The organism is Spirillospora sp. NPDC047279, assembly GCF_040643285.1.
In the GTDB taxonomy this organism is placed as follows: Bacteria; Actinomycetota; Actinomycetes; order Streptosporangiales; family Streptosporangiaceae; genus Spirillospora.
This window is the reverse complement of sequence record NZ_JBEYUA010000011.1, coordinates 143,865-170,011: the sequence shown is the minus strand read 5'-3', so window position 1 is coordinate 170,011 and position 26,147 is coordinate 143,865. Positions and strand designations below refer to the sequence as shown.

22 protein-coding genes are annotated in these 26,147 nt (G+C 71.4%); 11 read left to right on the top strand and 11 right to left on the bottom strand.

Annotation, left to right across the window (positions count from 1 at the left end; translation table 11 throughout):
* Nucleotides 1-90: 90 nt before the first annotated feature.
* Nucleotides 91-1,050: a hypothetical protein gene (locus ABZ810_RS27840; protein WP_358408174.1), complete on the top strand. Its 960-nt coding sequence runs from the start codon at nucleotides 91-93 to the stop codon at nucleotides 1,048-1,050.
* Between the two features lie 5 nt (nucleotides 1,051-1,055).
* On the opposite strand, the gene malQ is transcribed toward ABZ810_RS27840, so the two are convergent.
* Both malQ and ABZ810_RS27830 read right to left on the bottom strand, forming a co-directional pair.
* Nucleotides 1,056-2,927, bottom strand: a complete 1,872-nt coding sequence (gene malQ, locus ABZ810_RS27835) for a 4-alpha-glucanotransferase (RefSeq protein ID WP_358408172.1) — start codon at nucleotides 2,925-2,927, stop codon at nucleotides 1,056-1,058.
* A 102-nt stretch (nucleotides 2,928-3,029) separates the two neighbouring features.
* Nucleotides 3,030-4,454, bottom strand: coding sequence for an amidase (locus tag ABZ810_RS27830; RefSeq protein WP_358408169.1), 1,425 nt, complete (start codon nucleotides 4,452-4,454; stop codon nucleotides 3,030-3,032).
* A gap of 331 nt (nucleotides 4,455-4,785) precedes the next feature.
* On the opposite strand from ABZ810_RS27830, the gene ABZ810_RS27825 reads away from it, so the two are divergent.
* The 3 genes from ABZ810_RS27825 (at nucleotide 4,786) to ABZ810_RS27815 (ending at nucleotide 8,014) form a co-directional block, all read left to right on the top strand.
* Nucleotides 4,786-5,481: a nuclease-related domain-containing protein gene (locus ABZ810_RS27825; protein ID WP_358408166.1), complete on the top strand. Its 696-nt coding sequence runs from the start codon at nucleotides 4,786-4,788 to the stop codon at nucleotides 5,479-5,481.
* 390 nt (nucleotides 5,482-5,871) lie between these two features.
* Entirely contained in the window at nucleotides 5,872-7,725 is a 1,854-nt protein-coding gene (ilvD, locus tag ABZ810_RS27820; protein WP_358408164.1) for a dihydroxy-acid dehydratase, read from the top strand.
* A gap of 64 nt (nucleotides 7,726-7,789) precedes the next feature.
* Nucleotides 7,790-8,014: a zinc ribbon domain-containing protein gene (locus ABZ810_RS27815; RefSeq protein ID WP_358408162.1), complete on the top strand. Its 225-nt coding sequence runs from the start codon at nucleotides 7,790-7,792 to the stop codon at nucleotides 8,012-8,014.
* 27 nt (nucleotides 8,015-8,041) lie between these two features.
* Here ABZ810_RS27815 and ABZ810_RS27810 read toward each other — a convergent pair whose 3' ends face one another.
* Both ABZ810_RS27810 and ABZ810_RS27805 read right to left on the bottom strand, forming a co-directional pair.
* On the bottom strand, nucleotides 8,042-8,551 hold the full coding sequence (locus ABZ810_RS27810; protein ID WP_358408160.1) for an HNH endonuclease: 510 nt from the start codon (nucleotides 8,549-8,551) through the stop codon (nucleotides 8,042-8,044).
* 294 nt (nucleotides 8,552-8,845) lie between these two features.
* Nucleotides 8,846-9,352 (bottom strand): hypothetical protein, encoded by a 507-nt coding sequence (locus ABZ810_RS27805; RefSeq protein WP_358408157.1) that lies wholly within the window; start codon nucleotides 9,350-9,352, stop codon nucleotides 8,846-8,848.
* 178 nt (nucleotides 9,353-9,530) lie between these two features.
* Here ABZ810_RS27805 and ABZ810_RS27800 point away from each other — a divergent pair, with 178 nt between their 5' ends.
* Together ABZ810_RS27800 and ABZ810_RS27795 are read left to right on the top strand one after the other, a co-directional pair.
* Nucleotides 9,531-11,627 carry a prolyl oligopeptidase family serine peptidase gene (locus ABZ810_RS27800; protein ID WP_358408154.1) on the top strand — a complete coding sequence of 699 codons (2,097 nt, stop codon included), beginning with the start codon at nucleotides 9,531-9,533 and terminating at the stop codon, nucleotides 11,625-11,627.
* Between the two features lie 19 nt (nucleotides 11,628-11,646).
* Nucleotides 11,647-12,516 (top strand): class I SAM-dependent methyltransferase, encoded by an 870-nt coding sequence (locus ABZ810_RS27795; RefSeq protein ID WP_358408151.1) that lies wholly within the window; start codon nucleotides 11,647-11,649, stop codon nucleotides 12,514-12,516.
* A gap of 95 nt (nucleotides 12,517-12,611) precedes the next feature.
* Here ABZ810_RS27795 and ABZ810_RS27790 read toward each other — a convergent pair whose 3' ends face one another.
* Nucleotides 12,612-13,199, bottom strand: coding sequence for a GNAT family N-acetyltransferase (locus ABZ810_RS27790; RefSeq protein ID WP_358408148.1), 588 nt, complete (start codon nucleotides 13,197-13,199; stop codon nucleotides 12,612-12,614).
* Nucleotides 13,200-13,266: 67 nt separating this feature from the next.
* On the bottom strand, nucleotides 13,267-14,349 hold the full coding sequence (locus ABZ810_RS27785) for an XRE family transcriptional regulator (RefSeq protein WP_358408145.1): 1,083 nt from the start codon (nucleotides 14,347-14,349) through the stop codon (nucleotides 13,267-13,269).
* A 1,006-nt stretch (nucleotides 14,350-15,355) separates the two neighbouring features.
* Between ABZ810_RS27785 and ABZ810_RS27780 the strand changes: the two genes are divergently transcribed.
* The 4 genes from ABZ810_RS27780 (at nucleotide 15,356) to ABZ810_RS27765 (ending at nucleotide 19,364) form a co-directional block, all read left to right on the top strand.
* Complete coding sequence (locus tag ABZ810_RS27780; RefSeq protein ID WP_358408142.1) at nucleotides 15,356-15,745, top strand: hypothetical protein; 390 nt, start codon at nucleotides 15,356-15,358, stop codon at nucleotides 15,743-15,745.
* A 475-nt stretch (nucleotides 15,746-16,220) separates the two neighbouring features.
* Nucleotides 16,221-17,237 (top strand): mechanosensitive ion channel family protein, encoded by a 1,017-nt coding sequence (locus ABZ810_RS27775; RefSeq protein ID WP_358408140.1) that lies wholly within the window; start codon nucleotides 16,221-16,223, stop codon nucleotides 17,235-17,237.
* A gap of 54 nt (nucleotides 17,238-17,291) precedes the next feature.
* The gene (locus ABZ810_RS27770; protein WP_358408139.1) at nucleotides 17,292-17,675 is read left to right on the top strand and encodes a globin; all 384 of its coding nucleotides are present in this window, start codon (nucleotides 17,292-17,294) and stop codon (nucleotides 17,673-17,675) included.
* Between the two features lie 18 nt (nucleotides 17,676-17,693).
* A complete protein-coding gene (locus ABZ810_RS27765) occupies nucleotides 17,694-19,364 on the top strand; it encodes a glycoside hydrolase family 13 protein (RefSeq protein ID WP_358408137.1) in 1,671 nt (556 codons plus the stop codon).
* Between the two features lie 161 nt (nucleotides 19,365-19,525).
* On the opposite strand, the gene ABZ810_RS27760 is transcribed toward ABZ810_RS27765, so the two are convergent.
* Nucleotides 19,526-20,956 carry an aminopeptidase gene (locus tag ABZ810_RS27760; RefSeq protein WP_358408135.1) on the bottom strand — a complete coding sequence of 477 codons (1,431 nt, stop codon included), beginning with the start codon at nucleotides 20,954-20,956 and terminating at the stop codon, nucleotides 19,526-19,528.
* 238 nt (nucleotides 20,957-21,194) lie between these two features.
* Between ABZ810_RS27760 and ABZ810_RS27755 the strand changes: the two genes are divergently transcribed.
* Nucleotides 21,195-21,803 (top strand): hypothetical protein, encoded by a 609-nt coding sequence (locus tag ABZ810_RS27755; RefSeq protein WP_358408132.1) that lies wholly within the window; start codon nucleotides 21,195-21,197, stop codon nucleotides 21,801-21,803.
* Here the strand turns inward: ABZ810_RS27755 and ABZ810_RS27750 are convergent.
* From ABZ810_RS27750 to ABZ810_RS27735, 4 genes are all read right to left on the bottom strand, one after another.
* Entirely contained in the window at nucleotides 21,800-22,411 is a 612-nt protein-coding gene (locus ABZ810_RS27750; RefSeq protein ID WP_358408129.1) for a GNAT family protein, read from the bottom strand. The genes ABZ810_RS27755 and ABZ810_RS27750 overlap by 4 nt on opposite strands.
* Nucleotides 22,408-22,848, bottom strand: coding sequence for a thioesterase family protein (locus ABZ810_RS27745; RefSeq protein WP_358408127.1), 441 nt, complete (start codon nucleotides 22,846-22,848; stop codon nucleotides 22,408-22,410). The genes ABZ810_RS27750 and ABZ810_RS27745 overlap by 4 nt, the downstream gene beginning before the upstream one ends.
* A gap of 237 nt (nucleotides 22,849-23,085) precedes the next feature.
* Nucleotides 23,086-24,750, bottom strand: a complete 1,665-nt coding sequence (gene ettA / locus ABZ810_RS27740; RefSeq protein ID WP_358408125.1) for an energy-dependent translational throttle protein EttA — start codon at nucleotides 24,748-24,750, stop codon at nucleotides 23,086-23,088.
* 86 nt (nucleotides 24,751-24,836) lie between these two features.
* A complete protein-coding gene (locus tag ABZ810_RS27735; RefSeq protein ID WP_358408122.1) occupies nucleotides 24,837-26,126 on the bottom strand; it encodes a GGDEF domain-containing protein in 1,290 nt (429 codons plus the stop codon).
* Between the last annotated feature and the right edge of the window lie 21 nt (nucleotides 26,127-26,147).

The window sequence follows — 26,147 nt, the reverse complement described above, 5'->3', positions numbered from 1 at the left end:
CACGCAATCGTTGCCCAATCGAGGGAATGATCACGGGGGCCGGGGTGGAAGGGTTGATACGTGGAGACCGCGCGGGATGTTCTGAGGGCCTTGGCGAGCCGCTACGCGTTCGGCGACATCGAGGCCCTCGCGCCTCAGGTGGTCGAGCCGCGGCAGGCCGAGCCGCTGGCCGCGCTCTGCGCGTTCGGCCAGCGGGTCCTCGACCTGGACGCCGAGGACTTCGGCATGCCCGAGGCCGTCGGTGAGGTGCCCAGGGACCTGCTCGACCGGGCCCGGGCCAGCCGCATGCCGCAGACGCCCAAGGAACGCCCCCGCGGCGCGCTGGCCAGCCTGCGGCCCGCGTACGCGCTCCTGCTGGAGGTCATCGAGATCCGGTGGCGGCGCCGCGAGATGGCGGCGCTGGTCGCGGCCGTGCACATCGCCAGCGAATACCTGCCCATGCTCGCCTGGGAGCCGGTGCTCGGGCACGCGGGCGACCCGGCGCTGATCGGCGCCTCGGTGACCGGCGAGGGCAGCCGGTTCGGCGTCCCGATCGAGCCGGGGTCGGCGCGGATCTGCGACCACACCCGGCCGGAACGTTCCGCCTGCGAACGCACCCTGCGCGTCTCGAAGGAGCCGGGCCCCGGCTGGCGCGCCTACCTGGACCGCCAGCACAGCCAGGTGTCGCAGGCGCTCGGCGACTGCGCGGTCCGGTGCCGCACGCCCTGCACGGTCATGTCGCGGATCGACGAGCCGGTGCGGGCCGACCTGACCGACCGGTGCAAGCTGGCGTCGGAGTTCACCGACGGCGCGCTGGTCAGGCTGCGGCACGCGGCCCCGGTCGGGCACGGCTTCGGGGTGCCGTCGCCGGAGGAGGTCGAGACCGCGTGGGCGCGGTCGCGCGCCTCCCTGAGCCACCAGCCGCTGGGCCGGGCCGCGCTCGACGGCAGCGACGGCGACTCCTACCCGCTGCCCGGGCTGCCCGCGCTGTTCTCGGCGATCGCGGGCGTCACGATCGAGCCCGACGGGCTGCTGCACGAGGTGACCGAGCGCGTCACCGCCGGCATCTGACCGCGTCACCGCCGGGCTTTGAGCGCCTCGATCGCGGCGAGCACGCCCGGATGGCCGTCGAGGTCCTCGAGCCGGACGGGATCGCCGGCCGCGTCGGCGAGGGGCACCCGCCAGTTGGGGTACTCGTCGGTGGTGCCGGGCTGGTTCTGCGTCCGGCGCTCCCCCACGGCGTCGGCGAGCGCGATGCCGACGAGCCGGGCGGGCGTCCGGGCCAGGAACGCGTGCAGCGCCGCCACCACCGGGACGTCGTACTCGGCGGAGCCGCGCGCCAGCGCCGCCGTGATCTCGGCGGGCGCCGCCGCGAGCAGGCCCTCGGCGTGCAACAGGCCGAGCCAGCCGTCCAGCAGGCGCCGGTGCTCCGTCTCCTCGACCGAGCGGGGCCGCGTCAGCAGGCCGAGGCGGTCGCGCAGGTCGAGGTGGTCGCCGTGCAGGATGCCGGTGATCGGCGGCATGTCGTGCGTGCCGACCGTCGCCAGCGACGGCTCCCGCCAGGCCTCCGGCGGTTTGGGACCGCCGTCGCCGGCGCGTTCGAACCACAACAGCGAGGTGCCGAGGACGCCGCGCGCGGCGAGGTCGGCGCGCACGTCCGGCTCGACCGTGCCCAGGTCCTCGCCGATGATCACCGCCCCGGCCCGGGTGGCCTCCTCCACCAGGCAGGAGAGCAGCGCGTTCCGGTCGTAGGAGACGTAGGTGCCCTCGGACGGCGGGCGCCCCTCGGGCACCCACCACAACCGCGAGACCTGCATGGCGTGGTCGAGCCGCAGGCCGCCGCCGTGCCGCAGGGCCGCCGCGACCATCTGCCGGAACGGGGCGTAGCCGCTCGCGGCCAGGCGTTCGGGGTGCCACGGCGGCTGGCCCCAGTCCTGGCCGCGCTGGTTGAACTCGTCCGGCGGCGCCCCGACGCTGATGCCGGGCGCGAACAACGAGCGGTACATCCAGGAGTCGGCGCTCCCCTGGCTCACGCCGACCGCGAGGTCGTGCACGACGCCGATCGGCATGCCCGCGTCACGGGCCGCCCGCTGGGCGTTACCGAGCTGCTCGTCCAGCTGCCACTGCAACCAGGTGTGGAAGGCGACGCGGCGGGCGAGGCGCTTGGCCGCCATGGCCACCGCCGGGCCGTCGGCGTCGTGCAGTTCGGCGGGCCAGCGCCGCCAGTCGGCGCCGCGTTCCTCGGCGAGCGCGCACCAGACCGCGAAGTTCTTCAGCGGCGCGCCCTCACGTTCCTTGAACCGGTCGTACGCCGCCTCGCGGGCGGAGGTGCGCGGCAGCCGGTGGACGAGTTCGAGCGCCTTGCGCTTGGCCTGCCAGACGGCGTCCCGGTCGATGATCTCGCCGCGGTTCCGCAGGCCCGCCGCCCGGTCCGCGAGACGGTCGCGCTCCCGGCCGGGCAGCGCCGCGTACTCCGGCACGTCCTCCACCCGCAGGTACAGCGGGCTGGCGAAGCGGCGGCTCATCGGCGAGTACGGCGACGGGCCGACCGGCGGCGCGGGCTCGGTCGCGTGCATCGGGTTGACCAGCACGAACCCGGCGCCGAGCGCGCCCGCCCAGGAGGCGAGGCCGGCCAGGTCGCGCAGGTCGCCCATGCCCCACGAGCCGGCGGAACGCACCGAGTAGAGCTGGGTCGTGAACCCCCAGGCCCGGGAGCCGGGGGCGAGCCGCTCGGGCGTCTCGGGCGGCTCGGGGGCGGCGCGTTCGCGCGCGTTCAGGCGCGCCAGCGCGTCGTGCACGGCCGCCGGGGTGGACGCGTCCACGCCCAGCGCCGCCAGCACGGCCACGAGGGTCTCGCGGGAGACCGCGGCCTCGTGGCCGCGCCAGTCGGTGTAGCGAGTGGAGACGCTGTGCGCCTCGGCCAGGGAGTTCAGATCCTCGTCCACCACGTCGGGAACATTCCCCAGAAAACGTGTCGAACCCCGGGACCGTGTGCGACGTCTCCTTTCAGCATGGGCGGGAACACGGGCACGGGCGGGCCGGAGGCCGCCTCAGGCGTCCCAGACGCCGGGCTTGCGGCCGAGCCAGGGGCGCGCCTCCTCCAGCTGGGCGGCGAGCGAGATGAGCGTGCCCTCGCCGCCGAGCCGCCCGGCCAGCATGATCCCGATGGGGAGCCCGGCGTCGTTCCAGTGCAGCGGGACGTTGACCGCGGGCTGGCCGGAGATGTTGTACGCGGCGCAGAACGGCGTGAAGTGCTTCTGGCGCTCGAAGTTCTCGGCGGGCTCCTGGTCGTGGAAGTACCCGACGGGCACCGGCGGCAGCGCCAGGGTCGGGTGCAGGATCGCGTCGAACTCGTTCATGACCGGGAACGCGGCGCGCAGCGCGGCCTGCAGCCCGGCGTGGGCCCGGAACAGCTCGGGCGCCGTGGTGGCGTCGCCCCGCTCGCGCAGCCAGCGGGTCAGCGGCTGGAGCAGGTGCTCGCCCTCCGGCGGCACCGGGGTGAGCGTGGCCATCACGCCCCACAGCAGCTCGAAGTGCGGGACCAGCTCGGGCCCCATCACGCGGGGAAGCTCGACGACCTCGTGCCCCAGCTCGCCCAGCAGCTCGGTGGCGGCCTCGTAGGCGGCGACGCAGTCGGGGTGCACCTCGACGCCGGGGACGGCCGGTTCGAGGCTGCGCGCGATCCTCAGGCGGCCGGGCGGGCGTCCGGCGTACGAGAGGAACGTTCCCTCGGCCGGCGGGGCGCTGTAGAGGTCTCCCGGCTGCGGGACCGCCATGACGTCCAGCAGCGCGGCGGCGTCCCGGACCGTCCGGGCGATCGGCCCGTTCGTCGACAGGCCGAACAGGTCCGGGATGATCGGGCCCTGCGAGATCCGGCCGCGGGTGGGCTTGATCCCGAAGAGGCCGCAGGCGCTGCTCGGGATGCGGATCGACCCGCCGCCGTCGCTACCCTGCGCGATCGGGGCCAGCCCCGCGGCCACGGCCGCGGCCGCGCCGCCGCTGGATCCGCCTGCCGAACGGGACAGGTCCCAGGGGGTGCGGGCGGGCGGCGCGACGGCACTTTCCGTATAACAGGGCAAGCCGAATTCGGGGGTGGAAGTCTTGCCCAGAAGGACAGACCCCGCTTGCTTCAGGAGTACCACGACGTTGTCGTCCGCGAAGCCGGTGAGATCGTCAAAAACCTTCGATCCGAGCGTCGCCCGGATCCCGTTCACCATGTTGAGGTCCTTGACCGGAATCGGGACCCCGTGGAACGGGGGGAGGTCGGCGGGGTCGGCGGTTTCCAGAACCTGCTTTTCGGCTCTGGCGGCCTGATCGCGGGCCAGCTCCGCCGTGACCGTGGTGTAGGCGCCCACCTGGGGATTTACCCGCTCAATGCGTTCCAGGTAGTGATCTGTGATCTCCACCGGGGAAAGCTCCCGGGTGCGGATGGCGTCGGCGAGCGCTTGGGCGGTGAGGTCATGGGTATGCGTCACACCGCCGAACGGTAGACGCCGGGTGCGAGAGCATCAAAGATGGCATCCGGCGGTACACCGAGGAAGAGGGGGTAAAAACAAACCTACCCGGCCGTGACACCCGCGAATCACCCAGACGCGGCGACAAAAGTATTAACCCGACATCACTAGTCGCCAACCGTCGAAATCATTACTCTGCGCACAGAGGATCATGCCTCCAGCCCGGAAGGATTACGGAGCGTCATTTATGGCGATCATGGAGCGGGGCAACAACACCCAGCAGGCACGTGGGCAGCCCCATGAGACACCGTTGAAACGAACCGTCGACGAAAATCAGCAGACCTACGGAGACATGCTCAACGACCCCCAGATCCGCAGGTGGATCGAACGCGGCGTGGTGGCACTGATCGTCGGCGTGCTCTTCGCCGTCGTCTTCGACATCAGGATCGGGATCACGGCCGCCGTGATCGCGGTCATCGCCGACACGGTCCGCAGGTCCCGCAAGAACTCCAGCGTCACGGCGTGGCAGAAGTCGTCCGCCGCTGAACGGCGCACGGAGCGTCAGCTCAAGGCCCTGCAGAAGAATGGCTACGTCGTCCTGCACGCACGCGCCGTCCCGATGGACGACGAGGGCGTCAGCGACGGCCGGATCGATCACCTGGTGATCGGCCCGAGCGGCGTCTACGCCATCGACTCGGAGAAGTGGGACAAGCGCCTTCCGGTGCGGACCCTCTCGCACCGCAAGCTCTTCCACGGCCCCTTCAACAAGAAGGAGCGGCTGGACGAGGCGCGGTGGGAGGCCGAGCAGGCGGCCAGGATGCTGGAAGAGCGAGTCGGCTTCGAGGTCCCCGTACAGGCCTCGGTGGCGATCTACGGCCCGTCCATCCCGTGGAAGGTCATGCGGGTGCGGGACGTCGACGTCTACGCCGGCAACCGGGCACGCAGCTACCTGCGACGCCGTCCCAAGGTCCTGACCGAGACCGACGTCCAGCGGATCTTCAAGGCGGCCGAGAAGGCCCTGCCGCCCAAGTATCCGCAGGACGCCTAGAGCCCCGACGGCTCAACGACGAGCCCCCAGCGATCGGGAACCCCCTGCGGGTACCGGTGCCGGAGGGGCACCTCGCAGCCGTGAGGTGCCCGCTCCACCTCCTGGTACCCGCTGCTTTCTGAATTTCGGCCTGAAAGTTGCTCCGTACCTCTCTCCGCACCTCTCAGAATCCCGCTCCACCCCTCTCCACGCCGGCCGGGCCCTTCCCCGCCCCCGGCGTTTTCTGTTGCCCCCGGTTGGTAGGCTCGGGTGAAAGTCGTCGCCGACCCCCCAGGACCTCTGCCGGGCCGGCCGGGCAGCGCCGCGATCCGCCGCTGCGACTGAGACTCCAGCGAAAATCCCAGATCAGCGCATACGATCATGGGTACATCACACGTCAGGAGAGGTCCCATGCCCCCGCTCAGGTCACGTACGGTCACCCACGGCAGGAACATGGCAGGCGCGCGCGCCCTCCTCCGTGCCACCGGCGTGGAGCGGGAGGACTTCGGCAAGCCGATCGTCGCCGTCGCCAACAGCTTCACCCAGTTCGTGCCGGGCCACGTCCACCTGCGCGAGGTCGGCGACGTCGTGGCCGGCGCGGTCCGCGAGGCCGGCGGCGTGCCGCGCGAGTTCAACACGATCGCCGTCGACGACGGCATCGCCATGGGCCACAGCGGCATGCTCTACTCGCTGCCGTCCCGCGAGCTGATCGCCGACGCGGTCGAGTACATGGTCAACGCGCACTGCGCCGACGCCATGATCTGCGTCTCCAACTGCGACAAGATCACCCCGGGCATGCTCCTGGCCGCGATGCGCCTCAACATCCCCACCGTCTTCGTCTCCGGCGGCCCGATGGAGGCCGGCAAGCCCGTCACGGGCGTTGACGGCGGCAACAAGCTCGACCTGATCGACCCGATGATCGCCGCCGCCGACGCCTCGGTGTCCGACGAGACCCTGGCCGAGATGGAGGAGAACGCCTGCCCGACCTGCGGCTCCTGCTCGGGCATGTTCACCGCCAACTCGATGAACTGCCTCACCGAGGCGATCGGCCTGGCCCTGCCCGGCAACGGCACGATCCTGGCCACGCACACCGCCCGCCGCCGCCTCTACGAGGACGCGGGCCGCACCGTGGTCGACATCGCCCGCCGCTACTACGACCAGGACGACGAGTCGGTCCTCCCCCTCAACATCGCCACCAAGGACGCGTTCGAGAACGCCATGGTCCTGGACATCGCGATGGGCGGCTCGACCAACACGATCCTGCACCTGCTGGCCGCCGCCGTCGAAGGCCACGTCGACTTCGGCCTCAAGGAGATCGACGAGCTCTCCCGCCGCGTGCCCTGCGTCTGCAAGCTCGCGCCCGCGACCGCCAAGTACCACGTCGAGGACTGCCACCGCGCCGGCGGCATCCCCGCCCTGCTGGGCGAGCTCGACCGCGCCGGTCTCCTGCACCGCCAGGTCCACTCGATCCACTCCGCGTCCCTCGCCGAGCACCTCGCCGCCTGGGACGTGCGATCCCCCGAGATCGGCGACGAGGCGCGCGAGCTCTGGCACGCCGCCCCCGGCGGTGTCCGCAGCACCTCCGCGTTCAGCCAGGACGCCCGATGGGACGAGCTCGACCTCGACCGCGAAGAGGGCTGCATCCGCGACGCCGAGCACGCCTACACCAAGGACGGCGGCCTGGCCGTCCTCTACGGCAACATCGCCCCCGACGGCGCCATCGTGAAGACCGCCGGCGTCGAGGAGGAGCTCTGGACCTTCGAGGGCCCCGCCGTGGTCTTCGAGAGCCAGGACGACGCCGTCGACGGCATCCTGGGCGGCAAGGTCAAGGAGGGCGACGTCGTCGTCATCCGCTACGAGGGCCCCAAGGGCGGCCCGGGCATGCAGGAGATGCTCTACCCGACGTCCTTCCTCAAGGGCCGCGGCCTGGGCAAGGCCTGCGCACTGATCACCGATGGCCGCTTCTCCGGCGGCACGTCCGGCCTGTCCATCGGCCACGTCTCCCCCGAGGCCGCCTCCGGCGGCGCCATCGCCCTCGTCGAGGACGGCGACCGGATCGTGATCGACATCCCCCGCCGCGTCCTCGAGCTGGACGTCCCGCAGGAGACCCTCGGCGCCCGCCGCGAGAAGCTCCTCGCCGACGGCGGCCACCGCCCCAAGGACCGCCACCGCCCCGTCTCCGCGGCCCTCCAGGCCTACGCCGCCATGGCCACCTCGGCCTCCACCGGCGCCGCCAGGGACGTCAACCAGCTGTACCGGGACTGACCCGCGCCGACACGAAGGCCCGCGCCCCATGGGCTGCGGGCCTTCGCGCACGTATCCTCTACACGTGCCACGTTATGACTACCGCTGCCGCGCGTGCGGAGCCACCTTCGAGGTCTCGCGTCCCATGATCCAGGCCGGCGACCCCGCTTCCTGCCCCGACGGCCATGACGACACCGTCAAACTGCTGTCCACGGTCGCCGTCACCGGCTCCGCCAAGGGAGGCGCTCCCGCGCCCCGTCCCGGCTCGGGCGGCGGTGGTGGCTGCTGCGGAGGCGGCTGCTGCGGCTGACCCGCAAGGCCCGCTCAGCGGGCGGCCCTACGCAGCCGGCTCTGTGACGTAGGGGGCCCACTGGGGGTCGCCGTCGTGGACGATGCCGATCAGGCGCCAGTGGGCGCCCCGGGGCACGCCGGGCGTGACGGACAGGCTCCAGCCGAGCTCTTCGAGCAGGCGGTCGGCCTTGCGGTGGTTGCAGGTCATGCAGGAGGCGACGCAGTTCTCCCAGACGTGCTTGCCGCCTCGGCTGCGGGGGTGCACGTGGTCGATCGTCTCGGCCCGGCGGCCGCAGTAGGCGCAGCGGTAGTTGTCGCGGCGCATGAGGGCGGCGCGGGTCAGGGGCACGCGGGTGCGGTACGGGATGCGCACGTAGCGGCGCAGCCGGATGACCGAGGGGACCTCGATCGCCATCGTCGCGGAGTGCAGGATCGCGCCGGTGGTGTCGTGATGGACGACTTCGGCCTTCTCCCGGAGCACGAGGCAGACCGCCCGCCGGAGCGGAAGCGTGGTGAGTGGTTCGTACGTCGCGTTCAGGAGGAGGACTTGTCGCATCAGACGCCCTCCACCGGGCCGTGCGGGTCTGTCGCCTCGGCGGACGCGCGCCAGCGCGCCTCGCACCGAGGCCCGACTATTGTCTCCGGCACCTGCGCACCCATTAAGAGGACCTCCCCAGGGGCGAACCGAACCCGAAATCAGTGTGGCCCCTGAGAAGGCCGTCCGCTACCCCATTAATCCCCAGATGCGCAGGAGCTTGAACGCAAAAGGCTCCCGCCATCACGGTCCGTGGTGGCGGGAGCCCGGTGCGCATCACCCGGCGCGCCCCTGCGGGCACGCCGGGTGCCCGGCCTAGGCGGCGGGTGCTTCCGCGGTCGTGGGCGCCTTCACCGCCGGCGCGGTGGAGGAGCCGGGCGAGGTCGCCGTGCCCCCAGGCGCGGCGGGGCCCTGCTGCCAGGTCATCCGGCCGTTGATCTGCACGGTCCCGGAGGCGTCCGACGGCAGTTCGGCGACCACGACGCCCTTGCGCTCCTCCCCGGCCTTCATCGTGCCGTACTCGCACCTGATCGCGGTCGCGGTGACGGCGCACGGCGCGTCCACCGACCGGACCTTCAGCATCGGCGTCAGCTTGTGGGTCAGCAGCACCTTGTTGACGCTCTCCCCGCCGACGTTCTTGACCGACCAGCGCCAGGTGACCGTGTCGCCCGCCTCCGCGACCTCCGGCGCGGAGTAGGTGAACTCGACCTTCCCGACCGCCGTGACCGCGTTCGCCGGCGTGGCCGAGGCCAGCAGGGACAGGCCCAGCGCTGTCGCACCGAACGCGGCGCGGCCGCGGCGTCCCCTGACGATGCCCTTCATCTTCAACCCCCGTTTGGAAGAGCTCATTGATCGTTTCCACTTCTACCGAAGATGACCTGCGCGTTCATCTCGCCACACGGGCCGCGGCGGTCGCCGTCGCCGGGACTTCCCCGCGACATGACGGGCCCGTGACGCCCGCGCCGACGAACGCCTTGCCTCGGCCGTTACAGTGCGAGCCATGAGCCGACCCGCGTACCCGTCCGCGCCGCGCCAGGACATCGTCGACGAGTTGCACGGCCACCGGGTGCCCGACCCGTACCGCACGCTGGAGGACAGGCGGAGCGAGGAGACCGAGAAGTGGCTGAGCGCGCAGGACGACCTGTTCCACGCCTCGGTGGACGGCCTCCCCGGGCGGGATCACCTGCGGCGGCGGCTCGGTGAGCTGCTGGCCGCGGGCAGCGTCGGCTCCCCGGTGTGGCGGGGCGAGCGGCGTTTCTTCATGCGGCGCACGGCCGAGCAGGAGCACCCGGTGCTCTACACCGTCGACCCCGACGGCACCGAACGTACGCTGCTGGACCCGATGGCGCTCGACCCGGAGGGCACGACCACGCTGGACGGGTGGCAGCCCGACAAGGAGGGGCGCCGCCTGGCCTACCGGATCTCGACCGGCGGCGACGAGGAGTCGCTCCTGTACGTGATCGACGTGGCGACCGGCGACCTGGTCGAGGGGCCGATCGACCGCAGCCGCTACTCGGCCACCGCGTGGCTGCCCGGCGGGGAGGCGTTCTACTACGTGCGGCGGCTGCCCGCGGACGGCGTCCCGGAGGGCGAGGACCAGTACCACCGGCGCGTCTACCTGCACCGCGTGGGCACCGACCCGGACACCGACGACGTGCTGGTCTTCGGTGACGGCAGGGACAAGACCAACTACTACGGCGTCTCGGTGAGCCGGGACGGCCGCTGGCTGACGATCAGCTCGTCGCAGGGCACCGCGCCGCGCAACGACCTGTGGATCGCGGACCTGTCGGCGTCGCCGCCCGACCGGCCCGCCCTGCGCGTCGTCCAGGAGGGCGTGGACGCCGCGACCGGCCTGCGGGTGGGGCGCGACGGCCGTGCCTACGTCTTCACCGACCGCGACGCGCCCCGTTCACGGTTGTGCGTCGCCGACCCCGCCGGCCCGTCGTACGGCACCTGGCGCGACCTCCTCCCCGAGGATCCGGAGGCCGTCCTCTCCGACTACGCGATCCTCGACGACCTCGACCGGCCCGTCCTGCTGGCGGGCTGGACCCGGCACGCGATCAGCGAGATCACCGTGCACGACCTGGCCACGGGCGAGCGGCTCGGGACGGTCCCGATGCCGGGGCTCGGCTCGATCGGCGGCATCGTCGAACGCCCCGAGGGCGGGCACGAGGCGTGGTTCGGCTACACCGACAACGTGACGCCATCGTCGGTCATGCACTACGACGCGCGCACCGGCGAGACCACGCTGTGGGCGTCCGCGCCCGGCACGGTCGCCGTGCCGGAGATCGAGGCGCGGCAGATCACCTACGACTCGTTCGACGGCACCGAGGTCCGCATGCTGGTCCTCGCCCGCCCGGGGCCGCGCGAGCCGCGCCCGGCGATCCTGTACGGGTACGGCGGATTCAACGTGCCGCTCACCCCCGCCTACTCCGCCGGCGTCCTCGCCTGGGTGGAGGCGGGCGGCGTCTACGCGATCGCCAACCTGCGCGGCGGCAGCGAGGAGGGCGAGGAGTGGCACCGCGCGGGCATGCGCGACAGGAAGCAGAACGTCTTCGACGACTTCCACGCCGCCGCCGAGAGGTTGCGCGCCGACGGCTGGGCGAGCCGGCTCGCGATCTCCGGCGGCTCCAACGGCGGCCTGCTCGTCGGCGCGGCGCTGACCCAGCGCCCCGACCTGTACGACGCGGTGGTCTGCTCGGCGCCGCTCCTGGACATGGTCCGGTACGAGCGGTTCGGGCTGGGCGAGACGTGGAACGACGAGTACGGCACCGCCGCCGACCCGGACGAGTTCGAGTGGCTGCTCGGGTACTCCCCGTACCACCACGTCCGCGAGGGCGTCGCCTACCCCGCCACCCTGTTCACGATCTTCGACAGCGACACCCGGGTCGACCCGATGCACGCCCGCAAGATGTGCGCCGCGCTCCAGCACGCCACCGCGTCCGACGCGCCGGTCCTGCTCCGCAACGAGTCGGACGTGGGCCACGACGCCCGGTCGGTCAGCCGGTCGATCGGCCTGACCGTGGACACCCTGTCGTTCATGGCCGCGCACACCGGGCTGGTGCCGTCGGTCACATCGGTGGCCGACGACAATTGACTCGTGGTCGAATAACGGGGTGAGCCGAGTGCTGAACCGCGCCGCCCTGGACCGTGTCCGCGATCTGCTGGACGACGATCCGCTGGACGGCGATCCGCCCGAGCCGCACGACGGTTATCTCGACCTGCTCGACGCCGAGCCGACCCCGACGGTCGCGCAGCGCGTCATGCAGTCGACGTTCCTGCCCCAGATCTACGAACGGGTCTGGCGCCCGGTCGGCTTCAACCTCGCCAAGGGCTGGCCGGTCGGCCCCGACACCGCCACCGAGCAGGCGCTGGCCCGGAGCTGGCTCGGCCTCGGACGGCCCGGCGACGTGGACAGACCCGCCGCGACCGTGCTGGACGTGGCCTGCGGCCCGGGCAACGTCACCCGCGCCCTCGCCGCGGGCGTCGGCGGGGACGGCCTGGTCGTCGGGCTCGACGCCGCCCGCGGCATGCTCGCCCGCGCCGCCGCCGACGGCTCCGCCGGCACCGCCGACGGACACGGCGGCGGACATGGAGGCGGACATGGAGGCGGACATGGAGGCGGGCAGGGCGCCGACCACGGCGACATCGTGTACGTCCGAGGCAACGCCGTCGACCTGCCCTTCCGTTCGGGCACGTTCGACGCCGTCTGCTGCTTCGGCGCCCTCTATCTCTTCGACGACCCCTGGGCCGCCGTCGACGGCATGGCCCGCGTCCTCACGCCGGGCGGCCGGCTGGTCATCCTCACCACCCGCCGCCCGTTCCTGCCGGTCAGCCGCCTCGGCAGCGAGGTCGTCGGCGCCCTCTCCGGCGTCCGCATGTTCGGCGACCGCGAGGTGACCGGCGAGCTCGCCGCCCGGGGCTTCACCGACCTGAAACAGCGCCGCTATCCCCTGATGCAGATGGTGGCGGCCCGGCGTCCCTGAGCTGCGGGCCACTGAACCGCGGGCCCCCGAACCGCGGACCGTGCCATCCCGGGGACCGGGCCGCGGCCAGGCCCGGCCCCCGAGACCGCGGAACGTCAGCGAAGCCGTTTTTCGAGGTAGATGTTGACGATGCCGCCGATCAGCTCGCGGCGGATCTCCTTCCAGCCGAAGGTGCGGTAGAGCTCGAGGGCGGGGCCCTGGAGTTCGGTGGTGTCGGCCCGGAGGACGCGATAGCCGAAGTCGGCGGCACGTTCTTCCAGGGCGCGTACGATGGCGGTACCGAAACCACGGCGCTGCACGCCGGGGCGGACGCGGAGGCGCACCATTTCGACGGCGTCCAGGGTGGGCAGGCCGGTGACGGCGTACCCGCCGAACGCTCGCGAGCTGCCGCCGGGGACGAGATCGGCGCGGCGCAGGCCGCCCATGGCGACGATCACGCCGTCGAGCTCGCCGACGATGAACTCCCCGTCGTTGCGGAGATAGATGTCCTCCATTCGGAAGAAGTCGTGGTCGTAGTAGACGCCGTCGCCGGGGCGCAGGCCCACCTGGGCCAGCCCCTCTCGATGGAGTTCGAGAACGGTGTCGTGGTCGGTGGCACGGTACCGACGGATGCGCAGGTCGCCGAAGGTCCATACGGGCGGCTCCTGCTGGAGCCGGACCAGGGCTGCGCGAGTGCTGTCCACTCCCCCAGTGGTGAACTCTGGACGGCGCGGAAGGGGGGTGCCGTCCTGTGGTGCCATGGCCTCGCGCTCAGACCTGCTCGGCGGGTGGGACGGCAGGAGTGGACCTGGTCGGGCTCTTCACCGAGGGCGCGGCCAACGCCTCGTAGAAGTCCTTGAGCGCGGAGATCTCGCCGTGCTTGGCGTTCACGGCGGCTCCGAGCTGGCGGGCCCGGTGGACCAGGATGTCGGAACGATGCTCGCCGGGCAGTTCCAGGATGGCGTCCCGGCCGGCGTTGAGCGCCGCCTCCGGATGACCCGCATGGAGTTTGCAGGCCGCCCGGTCGAGGCGGACGAGCGTCATGTCGACCCAGTCGGTCGGCGAGTAGAGCGTGAGCGCGTGGCTCAGCACCTCGTCGCCGTGCTGGTGATCCCCGAGGTTGGTGAAGGTGTCGCCCTCGTAGAACGCCATCTGCCGGTCGGTGAACCCGAACGCCAGATCGCCGGTCTGCGTCTTGGAGAGCTGGTCGAAGACGGAACGGCCGCGGACGAGGGCACGCCGTGCGCTGGGCGCGGCGTCGCTGCGGCCGCGCAGCGCCAGCTGGCCGAGGGCGCGTGCCTCGACCGCGGGAGCCATCGCCGCCGCCACGCCGGGAGTCCGGCCCGCGAGGTCCTGCGCCTTGCGGGCCAGGTGCAGGGCTTCGCGCGGGTCGCCGTAGTACATCGGCACCAGCGACTCGCGCACCGTCACCCAGGCGCGCAGCTGGCGGTCACCGGTCTCGTCCGCCGCGGTGCGTGCGGTGCGGAAGAACGAGCGGGCGAGCCGATGGTCGCCCAGGTTGATCATGATCAGGCCGGACAGTCCGGAGAGCTGCGCGGCGATCCGGCACAACCGCTCCTGGAGCTCGACGGGCTGCCGCTTGTCGCACATGCGGCGTACCTCGCTGAAGTCCAGCAGCACGTCGCACAACATCCGCAGCGACGGGGTCGCCTGATACTGCTGGCCGTAGCCGAGAGTGGTCTCCTCCCACTGGTCGAGCATGGTCGGCGACACGGTGGCGCTGACCAGGGTGTCGTCCATCTTGCGACGAAGGTTGTCCACCGCCCCAAGAAATTGACCGTCGAGCGCCACGCCCGCGCCGGCCAGCAGTTGCAGAAGGGTTCTACGAAGCACGATGTCCTCCTCTCCTACATCGACGGAGATGGGGGCGTCGGCGCGGTCAGGCCCCCGTAGTTCGTTGACTGACATCCACTGACGATCGTCGGGCCGGGGTATCACGACCGACCCGACGAGAGGCGCGGGCTCCTCGGGCGCCCGCCTCTCGGCCATCCTCCGGTCCGCCGGCCGCAGGGGACCCGCCTCGCCCGGCCACCCCACCGTCCCGGAGCCGTTGACGGCGCCGGGTCGGACCGCGTGACCGCGGCCGCAGATGCAGGGGCTCTGAAAGCCGAGCTCGTCGGGCTCCACGCGGTAGACGGCGCAGAGGTAGTGCAGGTACTCGGGACCGGGGCGCTTGTATCCGCTCTCGTACGCCGACAGCAAGGTCTCCCCAAGGCGTGGGAGGGGCTTGCCTTCGACCTCGTAGAGCGCCCGGACCTGAGCGACGATGTCGGACAGCGCGACACCATGGGAAAGGCGGTGCGCCTTGACCCTGCTGGTGCCGAACAGCGGCCCGCATTGATCGTGGATCTCACCCGCGATCTCTATGGCACAACGTCCACGCGCCAGACCATGCGCGCGAATTCTGCGAGCAATGTCCGTTTCTTTCCGAGGGGGGTCCGACATCGATTCCGGCCTCCTCACCGCTGAGCCCGAAGCCGGTCCTCACAAGGGGAAGGGACCCGCTCCGGTCACGGCGACCGGTCCTAGATGGCCACGACAGATAATCTCTCGCGCACGCAGCGTAACTCTCGCAACGGGGCAGGCCAAGCCATTCTCATCTAAACCGAGGCGCTCCGAAGGGAGGTTCCGCCCCCGGGTAGAGATTCTTCCTCCGAGTAGGGGTGAACCTCCCCCTGAGGTGGGGCAATCCCGTACTTCGACGGACGGCACCCCCCTTGACCCACCACCGTGAGAGTTGCAATTCTCGCCCCGAGTAACGAAGCGCATTCAGAGAGTTCGATCACACGGGAACGTCCGAGCAGTCCTCGTAGCACGAACGACCGGAGGGGGTGCGCAGGTGGTCAGCGACAGACGCGTCGGCTACCTCGAGGAGCTGGAGCACGAACTGGACACGCGCGGGCTGGTGGCCCGTGTGGTCAGGACCCGCTCGGGGCCGGCCTTCCTGCGCGTCGTCAACCCGGAGGCCGCGAGCCTCGCGGAGGACGTCACGTGCGCGCCGGCCCCTGAATCGCACGACCACTACTACTGGTGGTCCTGGGGAGAGCGCATGCACCGCGTGGACGATCCCGGCGGCGCCGCGATCAAGCTGGCGCACGTCTTGCAGGCGTACCGCCGCGAGACGCGCAGCCTCGAACACCACGGTGCCGATGTCCGAGGGCTCGGCGTGCCCGGCCGTGAGGCCCATGCCGCCGGACCGTCGAGGGAGTGGCCGCCAGGCCACCGATGAGCCGGGCGTGTCCCGCGGGACTGCGGCCGGAACGGCGCGGCAGCCGCACCCCGCGGGACACGTTCGTCACCTCCCGGCGCGGGCACGGGCGGTTCAGCGACGGGCCCGCGCCACGGGCGCCCGGGACGCGCCATAGAGAGAGGCCCGTCACGTTTCCGAGACATCGCCGTACCGGCGATGACCGGCCGAGCCGGACCGGCGACCCGGTCCGCTCCCCCGGCACCGCCGTCCGTGGCCGGGCCCGCTCCTTGCGGCCCCGGCGACGACACGTCCCCTGCCTGCCGCGGATCTGAGACCCACGCCCGTACTCGGGTCCGCGGCTCAAGGTCAGATCCTCCCCGGCCGAGTCCCGCCGACTCGCCCGGCGCCGTACGAACCGCTCGTTACCGTCCCCTACGATCGGCTCGTACGTCCGCCGCAGGTCCACGGCGACATGGCGGAGACATCCACAAACCGGCCGGGGAGGGTCTGTCACATGCCGCTCGCCACCACGACGCTCGCCCTGGGCTCCGTGCTGCCCTGGCAGTCGGACGTCACGCCCGAGCAGGCGTGCGCTTCCCAGGACCCCAGCGTCTCCTGCCGCATCGTGTGGAACGTCTCCCACAACGAGTCCTTCACCAGGTTCTTCAAGACCTGGCTCGACACGCCGCTCAACACGATCTTCTGGATCGTCGTGACGCTGCTGGTCGCGCTGATCCTGCGCAGCATGGCGCACCGGGCGATCACCAGGATCACGATCCGCATGGCCGAGGGCACCATGTCGGAGAAGATCCGCGAGCGCACCCGGACGTCGTTCGAGGGCTCGCCCGCCCTGCTCAACCAGCGCCGCGCCAACCGCGCCAGGACGCTCGGGTCGGTGCTGCGCTCCATCGCGTCCGTCCTGATCATGGGCACCGCGGCGTTCAGCGTGCTCGGGTCGCTGGGCCTCAACCTCGCCCCGATCCTGGCCAGCGCCAGCGTGATCGGCGTGGCGGTCGGCTTCGGCGCGCAGAACATCGTCAAGGACCTCCTGGCCGGGCTGTTCATGCTCCTCGAGGACCAGTACGGCGTCGGCGACTTCATCGACGTCGGCACCGCCAAGGGCACCGTCGAGGCCGTCACCCTGCGCGTGACGCGCATGCGCGACGTCAACGGCGTGGTCTGGTACGTGCCCAACGGCGAGATCAAGAAGGTCGGCAACGAGTCGCAGAACTGGGGCCGTGCCGTCCTCGACATCCCGGTCGACATCCAGGAGGACACCGAGCGGGTCAAGGGGATCCTCCAGGAGACCGCCGAGGCGATGGCCGCCGACGCCGACTGGAAGGAACTGGTCCTGGAGGAGCCGTCGGTGTGGGGCGTGCAGGCGCTGGCCGGCGACGCGGTGATCGTCCGCGTGGTGATCAAGACCGCTCCGGGCAAGCAGGCCGAGGTGGCCCGCGAGCTGCGCGAACGCGTCAAGAAGGCGTTCGACGAGGCCGGGATCTCCGTCGCCACACCGGCTCCCGCGTCCTGAGGTGACCTGTCCCACACCGCCGGCCGGACGCGAGCACATAGGGTGGGAGGCGCGATGACACGACAGGTGACGTTCTACGAGGCGGTCGGCGGCGAGGAGACCTTCCGGAGGCTGGTCCACCGCTTCTACCAGGGTGTCGCTGACGACCCCCTGCTGCGCCCGCTGTACCCGGAAGAGGACCTCGGCCCCGCCGAGGACCGCCTGCGGCTCTTCCTCATCCAATACTGGGGCGGGCCCAGCACCTACAGCGAGCAGCGCGGCCATCCGCGGTTGCGCATGCGGCACGTGCCGTTCGTCATCGGCGAGGCCGAGCGCGACGCCTGGCTGCACCACATGCGCGAGGCCGTGGACGAGCTGGATCTTCCCGAGCAGCTCGAAACGATGCTCTGGAACTACATGACGATGGCCGCGCAGAGCATGGTGAACGCGCCCCGCTGACCGGGTAGATCGGCGGGTATGCCCCCTCCTCCCGCGGACCCGTCCCCCTCCCCCTCGCCCCTCCCCTGGTGGCGCGACGCCGTCGTGTACGAGGTGTACGTGCGCAGCTTCGCCGACTCCGGCGGCGACGGCGACGGCGACCTCCAGGGCGTGCGCTCACGGCTCGGTCACCTGCGCGACCTGGGCGTGGACGCGCTGTGGCTCACCCCGTTCTACCGCTCGCCGCTGGCCGACGGCGGCTACGACGTGGCGGACTACCGCGACGTGGACCCGCGGTTCGGCACGCTCGCCGACTTCGACGCGCTGGTCGCGGACGCGCACGCGCACGGCCTGCGGGTGATCGTCGACATCGTTCCCAACCACACGTCCGAACGGCATCCGTGGTTCCAGGAGGCCCTCGCGGCACCGCCCGGAGCCCCGGCCCGGGACCGGTATCTCTTCCGCCGGGGTAAAGGATCATCCTCCGGTGGAGGTTCCTCTACCGCCGGTGCGGAAGATCTTCCTCCGTTGGATGAGGAATCCGCTCCCGGGGAGGCGCCGCCCAACGACTGGCCCTCGACCTTCGGCGGCCCGGCCTGGACGCGGCTTCCCGACGGCGAGTGGTACCTGCACCTGTACGCGCCCGAGCAGCCCGACCTCAACTGGCGTCACCCCGAGGTGCGGCGGGAGTTCGAGGACATCCTGCGCTTCTGGCTCGACCGCGGGGTGGACGGCTTCCGGATCGACGTGGCGGCCGGCCTGTTCAAGGACCCCGAGTTCACCGATCTCGCGGGGCGCGGCAAGCATGTCGTCGACGGCCCGATCTACAGCCGTCCCGAGGTCCACCAGGTCTACCGGGAGTGGCGGCGCGTCCTCGACTCCTACGACGGCGAACGTATGGCGATCGGCGAGGTGTGGGCCACCGGCCCCGACGACCTCGCGCTCTTCCTGCGCCCGGACGAGCTGCACCAGGTGTTCCAGTTCGATCTCCAGCTCGCGCACTGGTCCGCGGCCTCGTTCCGCGAGGTCGTCTCGGCCGCGCTGGCGGCCGTCGCCCCGACCGGCTCGGCCCCGACGTGGGTGCTGTCCAGCCATGACGCCGTCCGGCACACCACCCGGTACGACCGGCCGCCGGGGTCGGGCCTGCCCAGGGCCCGCGCCGCCCTGCTGTTCATGCTGGCGCTGCCGGGCTCGGCGTACCTCTACCAGGGCGAGGAGCTGGGCCTGCCCGAGGTCGTCGACCTGCCGGACGAGGCGTTGCAGGACCCGATCTGGCTGCGGTCCGGCGGCACGCTGCGCGGGCGGGACGGCTGCCGGGTGCCGCTGCCCTGGTCGGGAACGAGCGAGCCGTACGGGTTCGGTCCCGACGGTACCCGGCCGTGGTTGCCGATGCCGGACGGCTGGGCCCGCCTCACGGCCGAGGCCCAGCGTGACGACCCGTCCTCGACGTTGTCGTTCTACCGGCGGGCCCTGCGGCATCGCCGCGATCTCGTCCCGGGCCTGCCCCCGGCGCTGGAGTGGGTGGACGCTCCCGGCACCGCGGTCTTCTTCCGCCGCGGCCCGCTGACCTGCGTCCTCAACTGCGGCACGGAGCCCGTCGCGCTCCCCTCGTCCACCGGCGACGACCGCGTCCTGATCTCCAGCGTCCCGCTGCCGCCGGACGCCCGGCACCTCCCCGCCGACACCGCCGCCTGGCTGATCACCTCCTGACCCGAGGTCGGCGGCGGTTCCGAGCGGAACACCCTGGCCGTGCGAGGGCCACCGCCCCGGTCGCGGTGAGGCCGCCCGGACGCGAAGGCCCGCGCCACGGCGCACATGCACCGTGGCGCGGGCCTCGCGCTCGTCAGAGACGGCCGAACGGGCTCACCGGGTCACAACCGCGGGCGTCCCTGGAGCACCAGCGGGTCGACCGCGTCGGACGGCACGGTCGGGGTGGTCAGGGCCTTGGTCTGCGCCTGCACGCCCGCCCAGCGGAGCAGGTCGGCGATCGCCTTGGCGCGCTCGGCCTCCGGCAGGGTCGCGATCAGCCGGCCGCTGTGGTTCATGCCGGGCGCGGTGTAGACGGCCGAGTCACGGGTGCCCTTGCCCAGGCGGAAAGGCTCCGAGCCCCACGGGTCGTTCGCCCCGTACAGGAACATGAGCTTGTCGCCGCGCGTCCGCACCCAGTGGTCGATGTCGCGCATCGCCTTGCTGTGGTCGAACCGCATCGGGATGTCCCGCGGGACGTACGTGCGCGGCTGGTAGGTGCTCTCGTAGCGCAGCAGCGGGCGCAGGTGCGTGAACTGCGGCGTGGGCCAGCCCAGCTGGGTGCCCGCCTGGTAGTAGTACGGGACGTACGGCGCCAGGCCCTGGTCGGTGTAGAACGAGATCCCCGCGATCGAGTCGAGGCTCTTGTAGAGATCGTCGTCGGAGGCGTCCAGCTTCGGCAGCGTCGCGCAGTCCGACTGCAGCGCGTACTGCCAGAAGCCCCACTCGTAGTCCATCACCGAGTTCTCGAACGCGCGGTCCGGCGTGCGCAGGATGTCGAACGTCCAGCCGTTCGCGGCGGCGTCGGCGGCGAAGCGCTCGAGCATCGCCGGGCGCCGCTTGAGCAGCTCGCGCGCCAGGCTCTTCACGTGCGCCCGGCACTGCGCGTCGGTGCCGACGGTCGCGAAGAACCGGTCGTACGCCGAGTCCTCCCGGTTGTCGACGTCGTTGGGCGCCACGTACACGACGCTGCCGTCGACGTCACGCGGGTAGAACCGCTTGTGGTAGACGACCGACATGCCGCCCTTGCTGGCCCCGGTCGAGATCCAGCGCGCGTCGTAGATCTTCTTCAGCGCCTGGATGATCCGGTGCTCGTCGGTCGCGGCCTGCCAGATCGTGTCCTTCGTCCAGTCGGCCGGCTCCGGGCGCGACGGCGTGAAGTAGCGGTACTCGATCGAGATCTGGTTGCCGTCGACCAGCGCCGTCGGCTCGGTCCTGAACATCGTCTCGGGCGTGTTGTAGCCGCTGGTGTAGCGCACCATCGGCCGGTCGGCCGCCTTGTGCTGGAGCATGATCCGCTGCTCGAACCAGCGGCCGCCCGGGCGCCGGTGGTCGACCGGCTGCCGGTACTTCAGCCAGAACCAGCGGTGGCCGGGCAGGGTGGAGGGCTTCTCCTCCACCGTCATGCCCTTGATCGCCTTGAGCCGCGCCGCGATGTCGTCGCCGGGCGCCGCCGCCACGGCGGGGGCCGCCTGCGCGGAGGCGGTGACGCCGAGGCCCGCGGCCAGTCCCGCGGCGAGCGCCAGCGCCAGGGCACCTCGAGAAACGTTTCCCATCGTCCGCCCTTCGTGTGGGGTCTCCACAATTCGCGGACGAGACATTAGAGGCAGAGATGGGGCGAAAACGGATTCATGTTTCCCTTGTTATTCATCCGTGACACCCCGGTTGTCCCGCCACACGATCCGGCCGGTTCCGGGCGTTGTCGCCCGTTCCGGCGAGGCATACCGTCGGCCTGGGGGCGGCCTCTCGGTAGCCGCTCCGTTCCGCGCAGTGATCTCAGTGAGGAGACACGCGATGTTCATTCAGGTCATCCAGGGCAAGGTCGGCGACGCCGGCGAGGTCAAGGAGGCGCTGGACCGCTGGGCCCGCGACCTCGCGCCGGGCGCGATCGGCTGGCTGGGCAGCACCGCCGGGGTCACCGACGACGGGACCTTCGTGGCGCTCGCCCGCTTCGAGAGCCAGGACGCGGCCCGCCGCAACAGCGACCGTCCCGAGCAGGGCCAGTGGTGGGCGGAGACGTCCAAGCTCTTCACCGGCACGGTGACGTTCCACGACTGCGCCGAGATCGAGGTCTGGTTCGCCCCGAGCTCGGACGACGCCGGCTTCGTCCAGGTCATCCAGAACCGGGTCACCGACTTCGCCGGGCTCGCCGCCTACATGAGGAGGCTGGACGACAAGCCGATGCGCGAGTTCCGGCCGGACATCATCGGCGGCCTCAGCGCCGCCCACGGCGACGGCGGCATCACCGAGGTCCTCTACTTCACCTCCGAGGCCGCGGCCAGGGAGGGCGAACGTAAGGAGCAGCCCGCCGAGATGCGGGCGCAGATGGAGCGGATGATGGAGTTCTACGAGGGCGAGCCCGCCTACCTCGACCTCCGCACCCCCTGGCTCTACTCGCGTTAGCCCGGGGCGTGGGACGGCGGGTGCAGCGCGTATCCGTCGTCCCACGGCGCCAGCCGTTCGAAGAGCCGCTCGTCGTGCCAGCGCCCGTCCACGTGGATGTGCCGCCGGGCGATGCCCACCTGGGCGAAGCCGTTGCGCGCCAGCACCCGCCGCGACGCGTCGTTGTCGACCCGGGTGAACGCCTCCACCCGATGCAGCCCGAGGTCGCCGAACGCGAGCTCCAGCACCTGCCGCACCGCCTCGGTCGCGACACCGCGCCCCGCGCGCTCCCGCGCCACCCAGTAGCCGACGAAACAGCTCTGCAGCGGCCCGCGCAGGATGTTGTTGAGGGTGATCCGGCCGGCGATCCCGCCGTCCACGAGGATCACGCCGGCCCACATCTCACCGGCGGCGTGCGCCCGGACGAGGTCGCGCGCGTTGTCCCGCTGCCCGGCGACGGTGAAGTAACCGTCGTCCCGCAGCGGCTCCCACGGGCGCAGGTACTCGCGGTTGGCCTGGTAGAGCGCCGCCAGCTCCTCCGCGTCGTCCACCCGCAGCGGGCGCAGCCGGACGGCGGCGGCGGTCGCGTCCACCGCGCCGGCGGGCGCCGACAGCTCGGTGAGCGTCATCGCCCGGCCGGATCCAGGTAGCGGCCGATGAACTCGCGCTCCTCCGGGGTGAAACGCCGCAGCCGGTTGCCCGCCACGTCGAACGCGACCAGCGTGGAGGTGGCGGTCGCGTAGACGTTGTCGTCGTCGCGCACCTCGTAGGCCAGCTTGAACGAGGCGGCCCGCGCCTCGGTCACCCACGTCTCGACCCGGACCGGGTAGACCGTGGGCTGCAACGGCAGCTTGTAGTCGATCTCGTGCCGCGAGATCACCATGCCCCGTACGGGCTGCTCCCCCTTGCGCACCGGGTCGCCGTGGAACATCTCCAGCCGCGCGTCCTCGAGGTACCCCAGGAACTTGACGTTGTTGACGTGCCCCTGCGAGTCGATGTCGCCGAACCGGAGGTAGAACTCGTACACGTGACGGAAGTCCGCCGGGGGCAGGTTCTTTCGCTGCATGTCCTCGCCTGGGGGTCGCGGGTGTCGGACAGATGGTACCGATCACGCGGCACGGATCCTTGTCCCGTAACGAGCACTTTACGGGCGCGGGTCCGATGCTCGGCCCCGGTGTGATCCACACCACTGGGCCCCGCCGACCGGCGCGAACGCGAGCGCCCGCCCCGAAAACGCGGGCGGATCCCGGAAACGCGAGCGCCGCCCGGACGCGGGGTCCGGGCGGCGCTTCGGCGACGACGATCAGTCGCGGGTGAGCTTGCGGTGGGTGACCCGGTGCGGGCGGGCCGCGTCGGCGCCCAGGCGCTCGATCTTGTTCTTCTCGTAGTCGGCGAAGTTGCCCTCGAACCAGAACCAGCTCGAACCCTCTTCCCAGGCCAGGATGTGGGTCGCGATGCGGTCGAGGAACCACCGGTCGTGCGAGGTGATCACGGCGCAGCCGGGGAACTCCAGCAGCGCGTTCTCCAGGCTGGACAGGGTCTCGGTGTCGAGGTCGTTGGTCGGCTCGTCCAGCAGCAGCACGTTGCCGCCCTGCTTGAGCGTCAGCGCCAGGTTGAGCCGGTTGCGCTCACCGCCCGACAGGACGCCGGACGCCTTCTGCTGGTCAGGACCCTTGAACCCGAACGCCGCCACGTAGGCCCTGGACGGCATCTCGACCTGGCCGACCTTGATGTGGTCGAGCCCGTCGGAGACGACCTCCCAGACGTTCTTCTTCGGGTCGATCCCGCCGCGCCCCTGGTCGACGTAGGAGATCTGCACCGTGTCGCCGATCCGCAGCCGGCCGGAGTCGGGCTGCTCGTCGCCGATGATCATCCGGAACAACGTCGTCTTGCCGACGCCGTTGGGGCCGATGACGCCGACGATGCCGTTCGGCGGCAGGGTGAACGAGAGCTTCTCCATGAGGAGCCGGTCGTCGAAGCCCTTGGTCAGGTCCTCGGCCTCGATCACCAGGTTGCCCAGGCGCGGGCCCGGCGGGATCTGGATCTCCTCGAAGTCGAGCTTGCGGGTCTTGGCGGCCTCGGACGCCATCTCCTCGTACCGCTGGAGACGCGCCTTGCTCTTGGTCTGCCGGGCCTTGGGGTTGGACCGGACCCACTCCAACTCGTCCTGGAGGCGCTTCTTGCGCTTGGCGTCCTTGTTGCCCTCGACCTTGAGGCGCTCGGCCTTCTTCTCCAGGTAGGTGGAGTAGTTGCCCTCGTACGGGAAGAGCCGGCCGCGGTCGACCTCGCAGATCCAGCCCGCGACGTTGTCGAGGAAGTACCGGTCGTGGGTGACGGCCAGGACGGTGCCCTCGTACTTCTCCAGGTACTGCTCCAGCCACTGCACGCTCTCGGCGTCCAGGTGGTTGGTGGGCTCGTCGAGCAGCAGCAGGTCGGGGTGCTCCAGCAGCAGCTTGCAGAGCGCGACCCGGCGGCGCTCACCACCCGACAGCTGGGTCACCGGCAGGTCGCCCGGGGGGCACCGCAGCGCGTCCATCGCCTGCTCGAGCTGGCTCTCCAGGTCCCACGCGTTGCGATGGTCGAGCTGCTCCTGCAGCTTGCCCATCTGCTCCATGAGCTCGTCGGAGTAGTCCGTCGCCATCTTCTCGGCGATCTCGTTGAACCGGTCGAGCATGCCCTTGGTCTCGGCCACCCCCTCCTCGACGTTGCCGAGGACGGTCTTGTCCTCGTTCAACGGAGGCTCCTGCTGGAGGATGCCGACCGTGAAACCGGGCATCAGGCGGGCTTCACCGTTGGACGGCTGCTCAATGCCGGCCATCATCCGCAGCAGCGTCGACTTGCCCATGCCGTTGGGGCCCAGGACACCGATCTTGGCCCCGGGCAGGAAGCTCATGGTGACGTCGTCGAGAACGACCTTGTCACCGTGCGCCTTGCGCACACGCTGGAACGTGTAGATGTACTCCGCCATATAGTCAAGCCTAGGGCCTCCCGGACACCAGTCGTTGCAGCGTCGGGCACCGGACCCCGCTCGATCACCGCACCGCGCGTCCCGGTTCAGCCGTCGGTGGCCTTGGGGCCCTCGATGGCGGGCAGGCAGACGCGGTCGCGGCCGGACTCCTTGGCGCGGTAGAGGGCCAGGTCGGCGGCGGCGAGCAGCTCGATGAGGTCCTCGCCGTGCATGCGGAAGAGCGAGACCCCGACCGAGATGGTGACGGCGACCGTGCCCTCCTCGGCCGGGACGGCCAGGCGGCGGACACGGCCGCGGAGGCGTTCGGCCACCCGGCAGGCCTCCACCGTGTCGGCACCGGGCAGGAGCACCACGAACTCCTCGCCGCCGAAACGGCCGACGACGTCGTAGTCGCGCAGCTGGCTGCACAGGGTGCTGGCGACGCCGATCAGCACCTGGTCGCCGACCAGGTGGCCGTGGGTGTCGTTGACCCGCTTGAAGTGGTCGATGTCGATCAGCAGCAGCGCCAGCGGGTCGTGCGAGCGCTGGGCGCGGGCGAGCTCGGTGTCGGCCTCGCGCTGCCAGGCGGCGGCGTTGAGCAGGCCGGTCTTGGCGTCGGTGCGGGCGGCGGCCTGGAGCTGCTGGTGCATCAGGCTGCGCTGCAGCAGGACGACCGGCGGCAGGGTGAGCAGGAGGAGGAACGGCGAGAGGGCGCTGGTGATCGCCACCAGGACGCCGACGCAGAGCTCGACGACGTCGAGCAGGAGGCTCTCGCGGTTCCAGAGGACGTCCCGCCAGCGGCTCTCCGGGGTCGCGGCATGGGCGGCCACGGCCACGATCGCGGTGTTGACCACGGTGAACAGCCCGGCGCAGGCCACCGCCAGCGGGATGCCCGGGTAACCGTCGATCACCCAGGTGGGGTCGCCCGCCAGCGGCTCGGGGACCACCAGATGGAAGACGACGGAGGCGAACGCGCCCGCCAGGCCCAGGGCGGCGGTGACCAGCACGCGCCGGTGGAGCAGCGTGCGGCGGACCCGGAACTGCAGCAGTATCTGCAGCGGGATCGGGGCCAGCAGCGCGTAGACGGGCGGCAGCAGCAGGGCCACCGGCAGCCACCAGGACGACAGCAGGTCGCGCGCGACGCCGGCGGGCATGCCCAGGCGGCGGCTCGCTTCAATGCAGACCGCTCCACACGCCAGCAGAGCGGCAAAAGTGAGTAGATCGTTGACTCGGACCGGGGTGCGCAACAGGGCGCCCAGGGTCACCGCCAGGTGGACCAGGACCACCGCCGGAACGTAGACCGCGAGCAGGGACGGACGCCCGGGAAGCCCACGGCGACAGGGCTTGCGGGCCAGGTCCCCGCCTCGGTCCTCGGCGGACGACTGCACTGCCGTCATCCTTCCCCCCTACACGCATCA

Bases quoted from the DNA above. Each gene is read 5' to 3' on its own strand.
- ABZ810_RS27760 (WP_358408135.1), bottom strand. From the start codon at position 20,956: ATGGGAAACGTTTCTCGAGGTGCCCTGGCGCTGGCGCTCGCCGCGGGA.
- ABZ810_RS27800 (WP_358408154.1), top strand. From the start codon at position 9,531: ATGAGCCGACCCGCGTACCCGTCCGCGCCGCGCCAGGACATCGTCGAC.
- ABZ810_RS27810 (WP_358408160.1), bottom strand. From the start codon at position 8,551: ATGCGACAAGTCCTCCTCCTGAACGCGACGTACGAACCACTCACCACG.
- ABZ810_RS27770 (WP_358408139.1), top strand. From the start codon at position 17,292: ATGACACGACAGGTGACGTTCTACGAGGCGGTCGGCGGCGAGGAGACC.
- ABZ810_RS27755 (WP_358408132.1), top strand. From the start codon at position 21,195: ATGTTCATTCAGGTCATCCAGGGCAAGGTCGGCGACGCCGGCGAGGTC.
- ABZ810_RS27750 (WP_358408129.1), bottom strand. From the start codon at position 22,411: ATGACGCTCACCGAGCTGTCGGCGCCCGCCGGCGCGGTGGACGCGACC.
- ABZ810_RS27745 (WP_358408127.1), bottom strand. From the start codon at position 22,848: ATGCAGCGAAAGAACCTGCCCCCGGCGGACTTCCGTCACGTGTACGAG.
- ABZ810_RS27735 (WP_358408122.1), bottom strand. From the start codon at position 26,126: ATGACGGCAGTGCAGTCGTCCGCCGAGGACCGAGGCGGGGACCTGGCC.
- ABZ810_RS27805 (WP_358408157.1), bottom strand. From the start codon at position 9,352: ATGAAGGGCATCGTCAGGGGACGCCGCGGCCGCGCCGCGTTCGGTGCG.
- ABZ810_RS27765 (WP_358408137.1), top strand. From the start codon at position 17,694: ATGCCCCCTCCTCCCGCGGACCCGTCCCCCTCCCCCTCGCCCCTCCCC.
- ettA (WP_358408125.1), bottom strand. From the start codon at position 24,750: ATGGCGGAGTACATCTACACGTTCCAGCGTGTGCGCAAGGCGCACGGT.
- ABZ810_RS27775 (WP_358408140.1), top strand. From the start codon at position 16,221: ATGCCGCTCGCCACCACGACGCTCGCCCTGGGCTCCGTGCTGCCCTGG.
- ABZ810_RS27825 (WP_358408166.1), top strand. From the start codon at position 4,786: ATGCTCAACGACCCCCAGATCCGCAGGTGGATCGAACGCGGCGTGGTG.
- ilvD (WP_358408164.1), top strand. From the start codon at position 5,872: ATGCCCCCGCTCAGGTCACGTACGGTCACCCACGGCAGGAACATGGCA.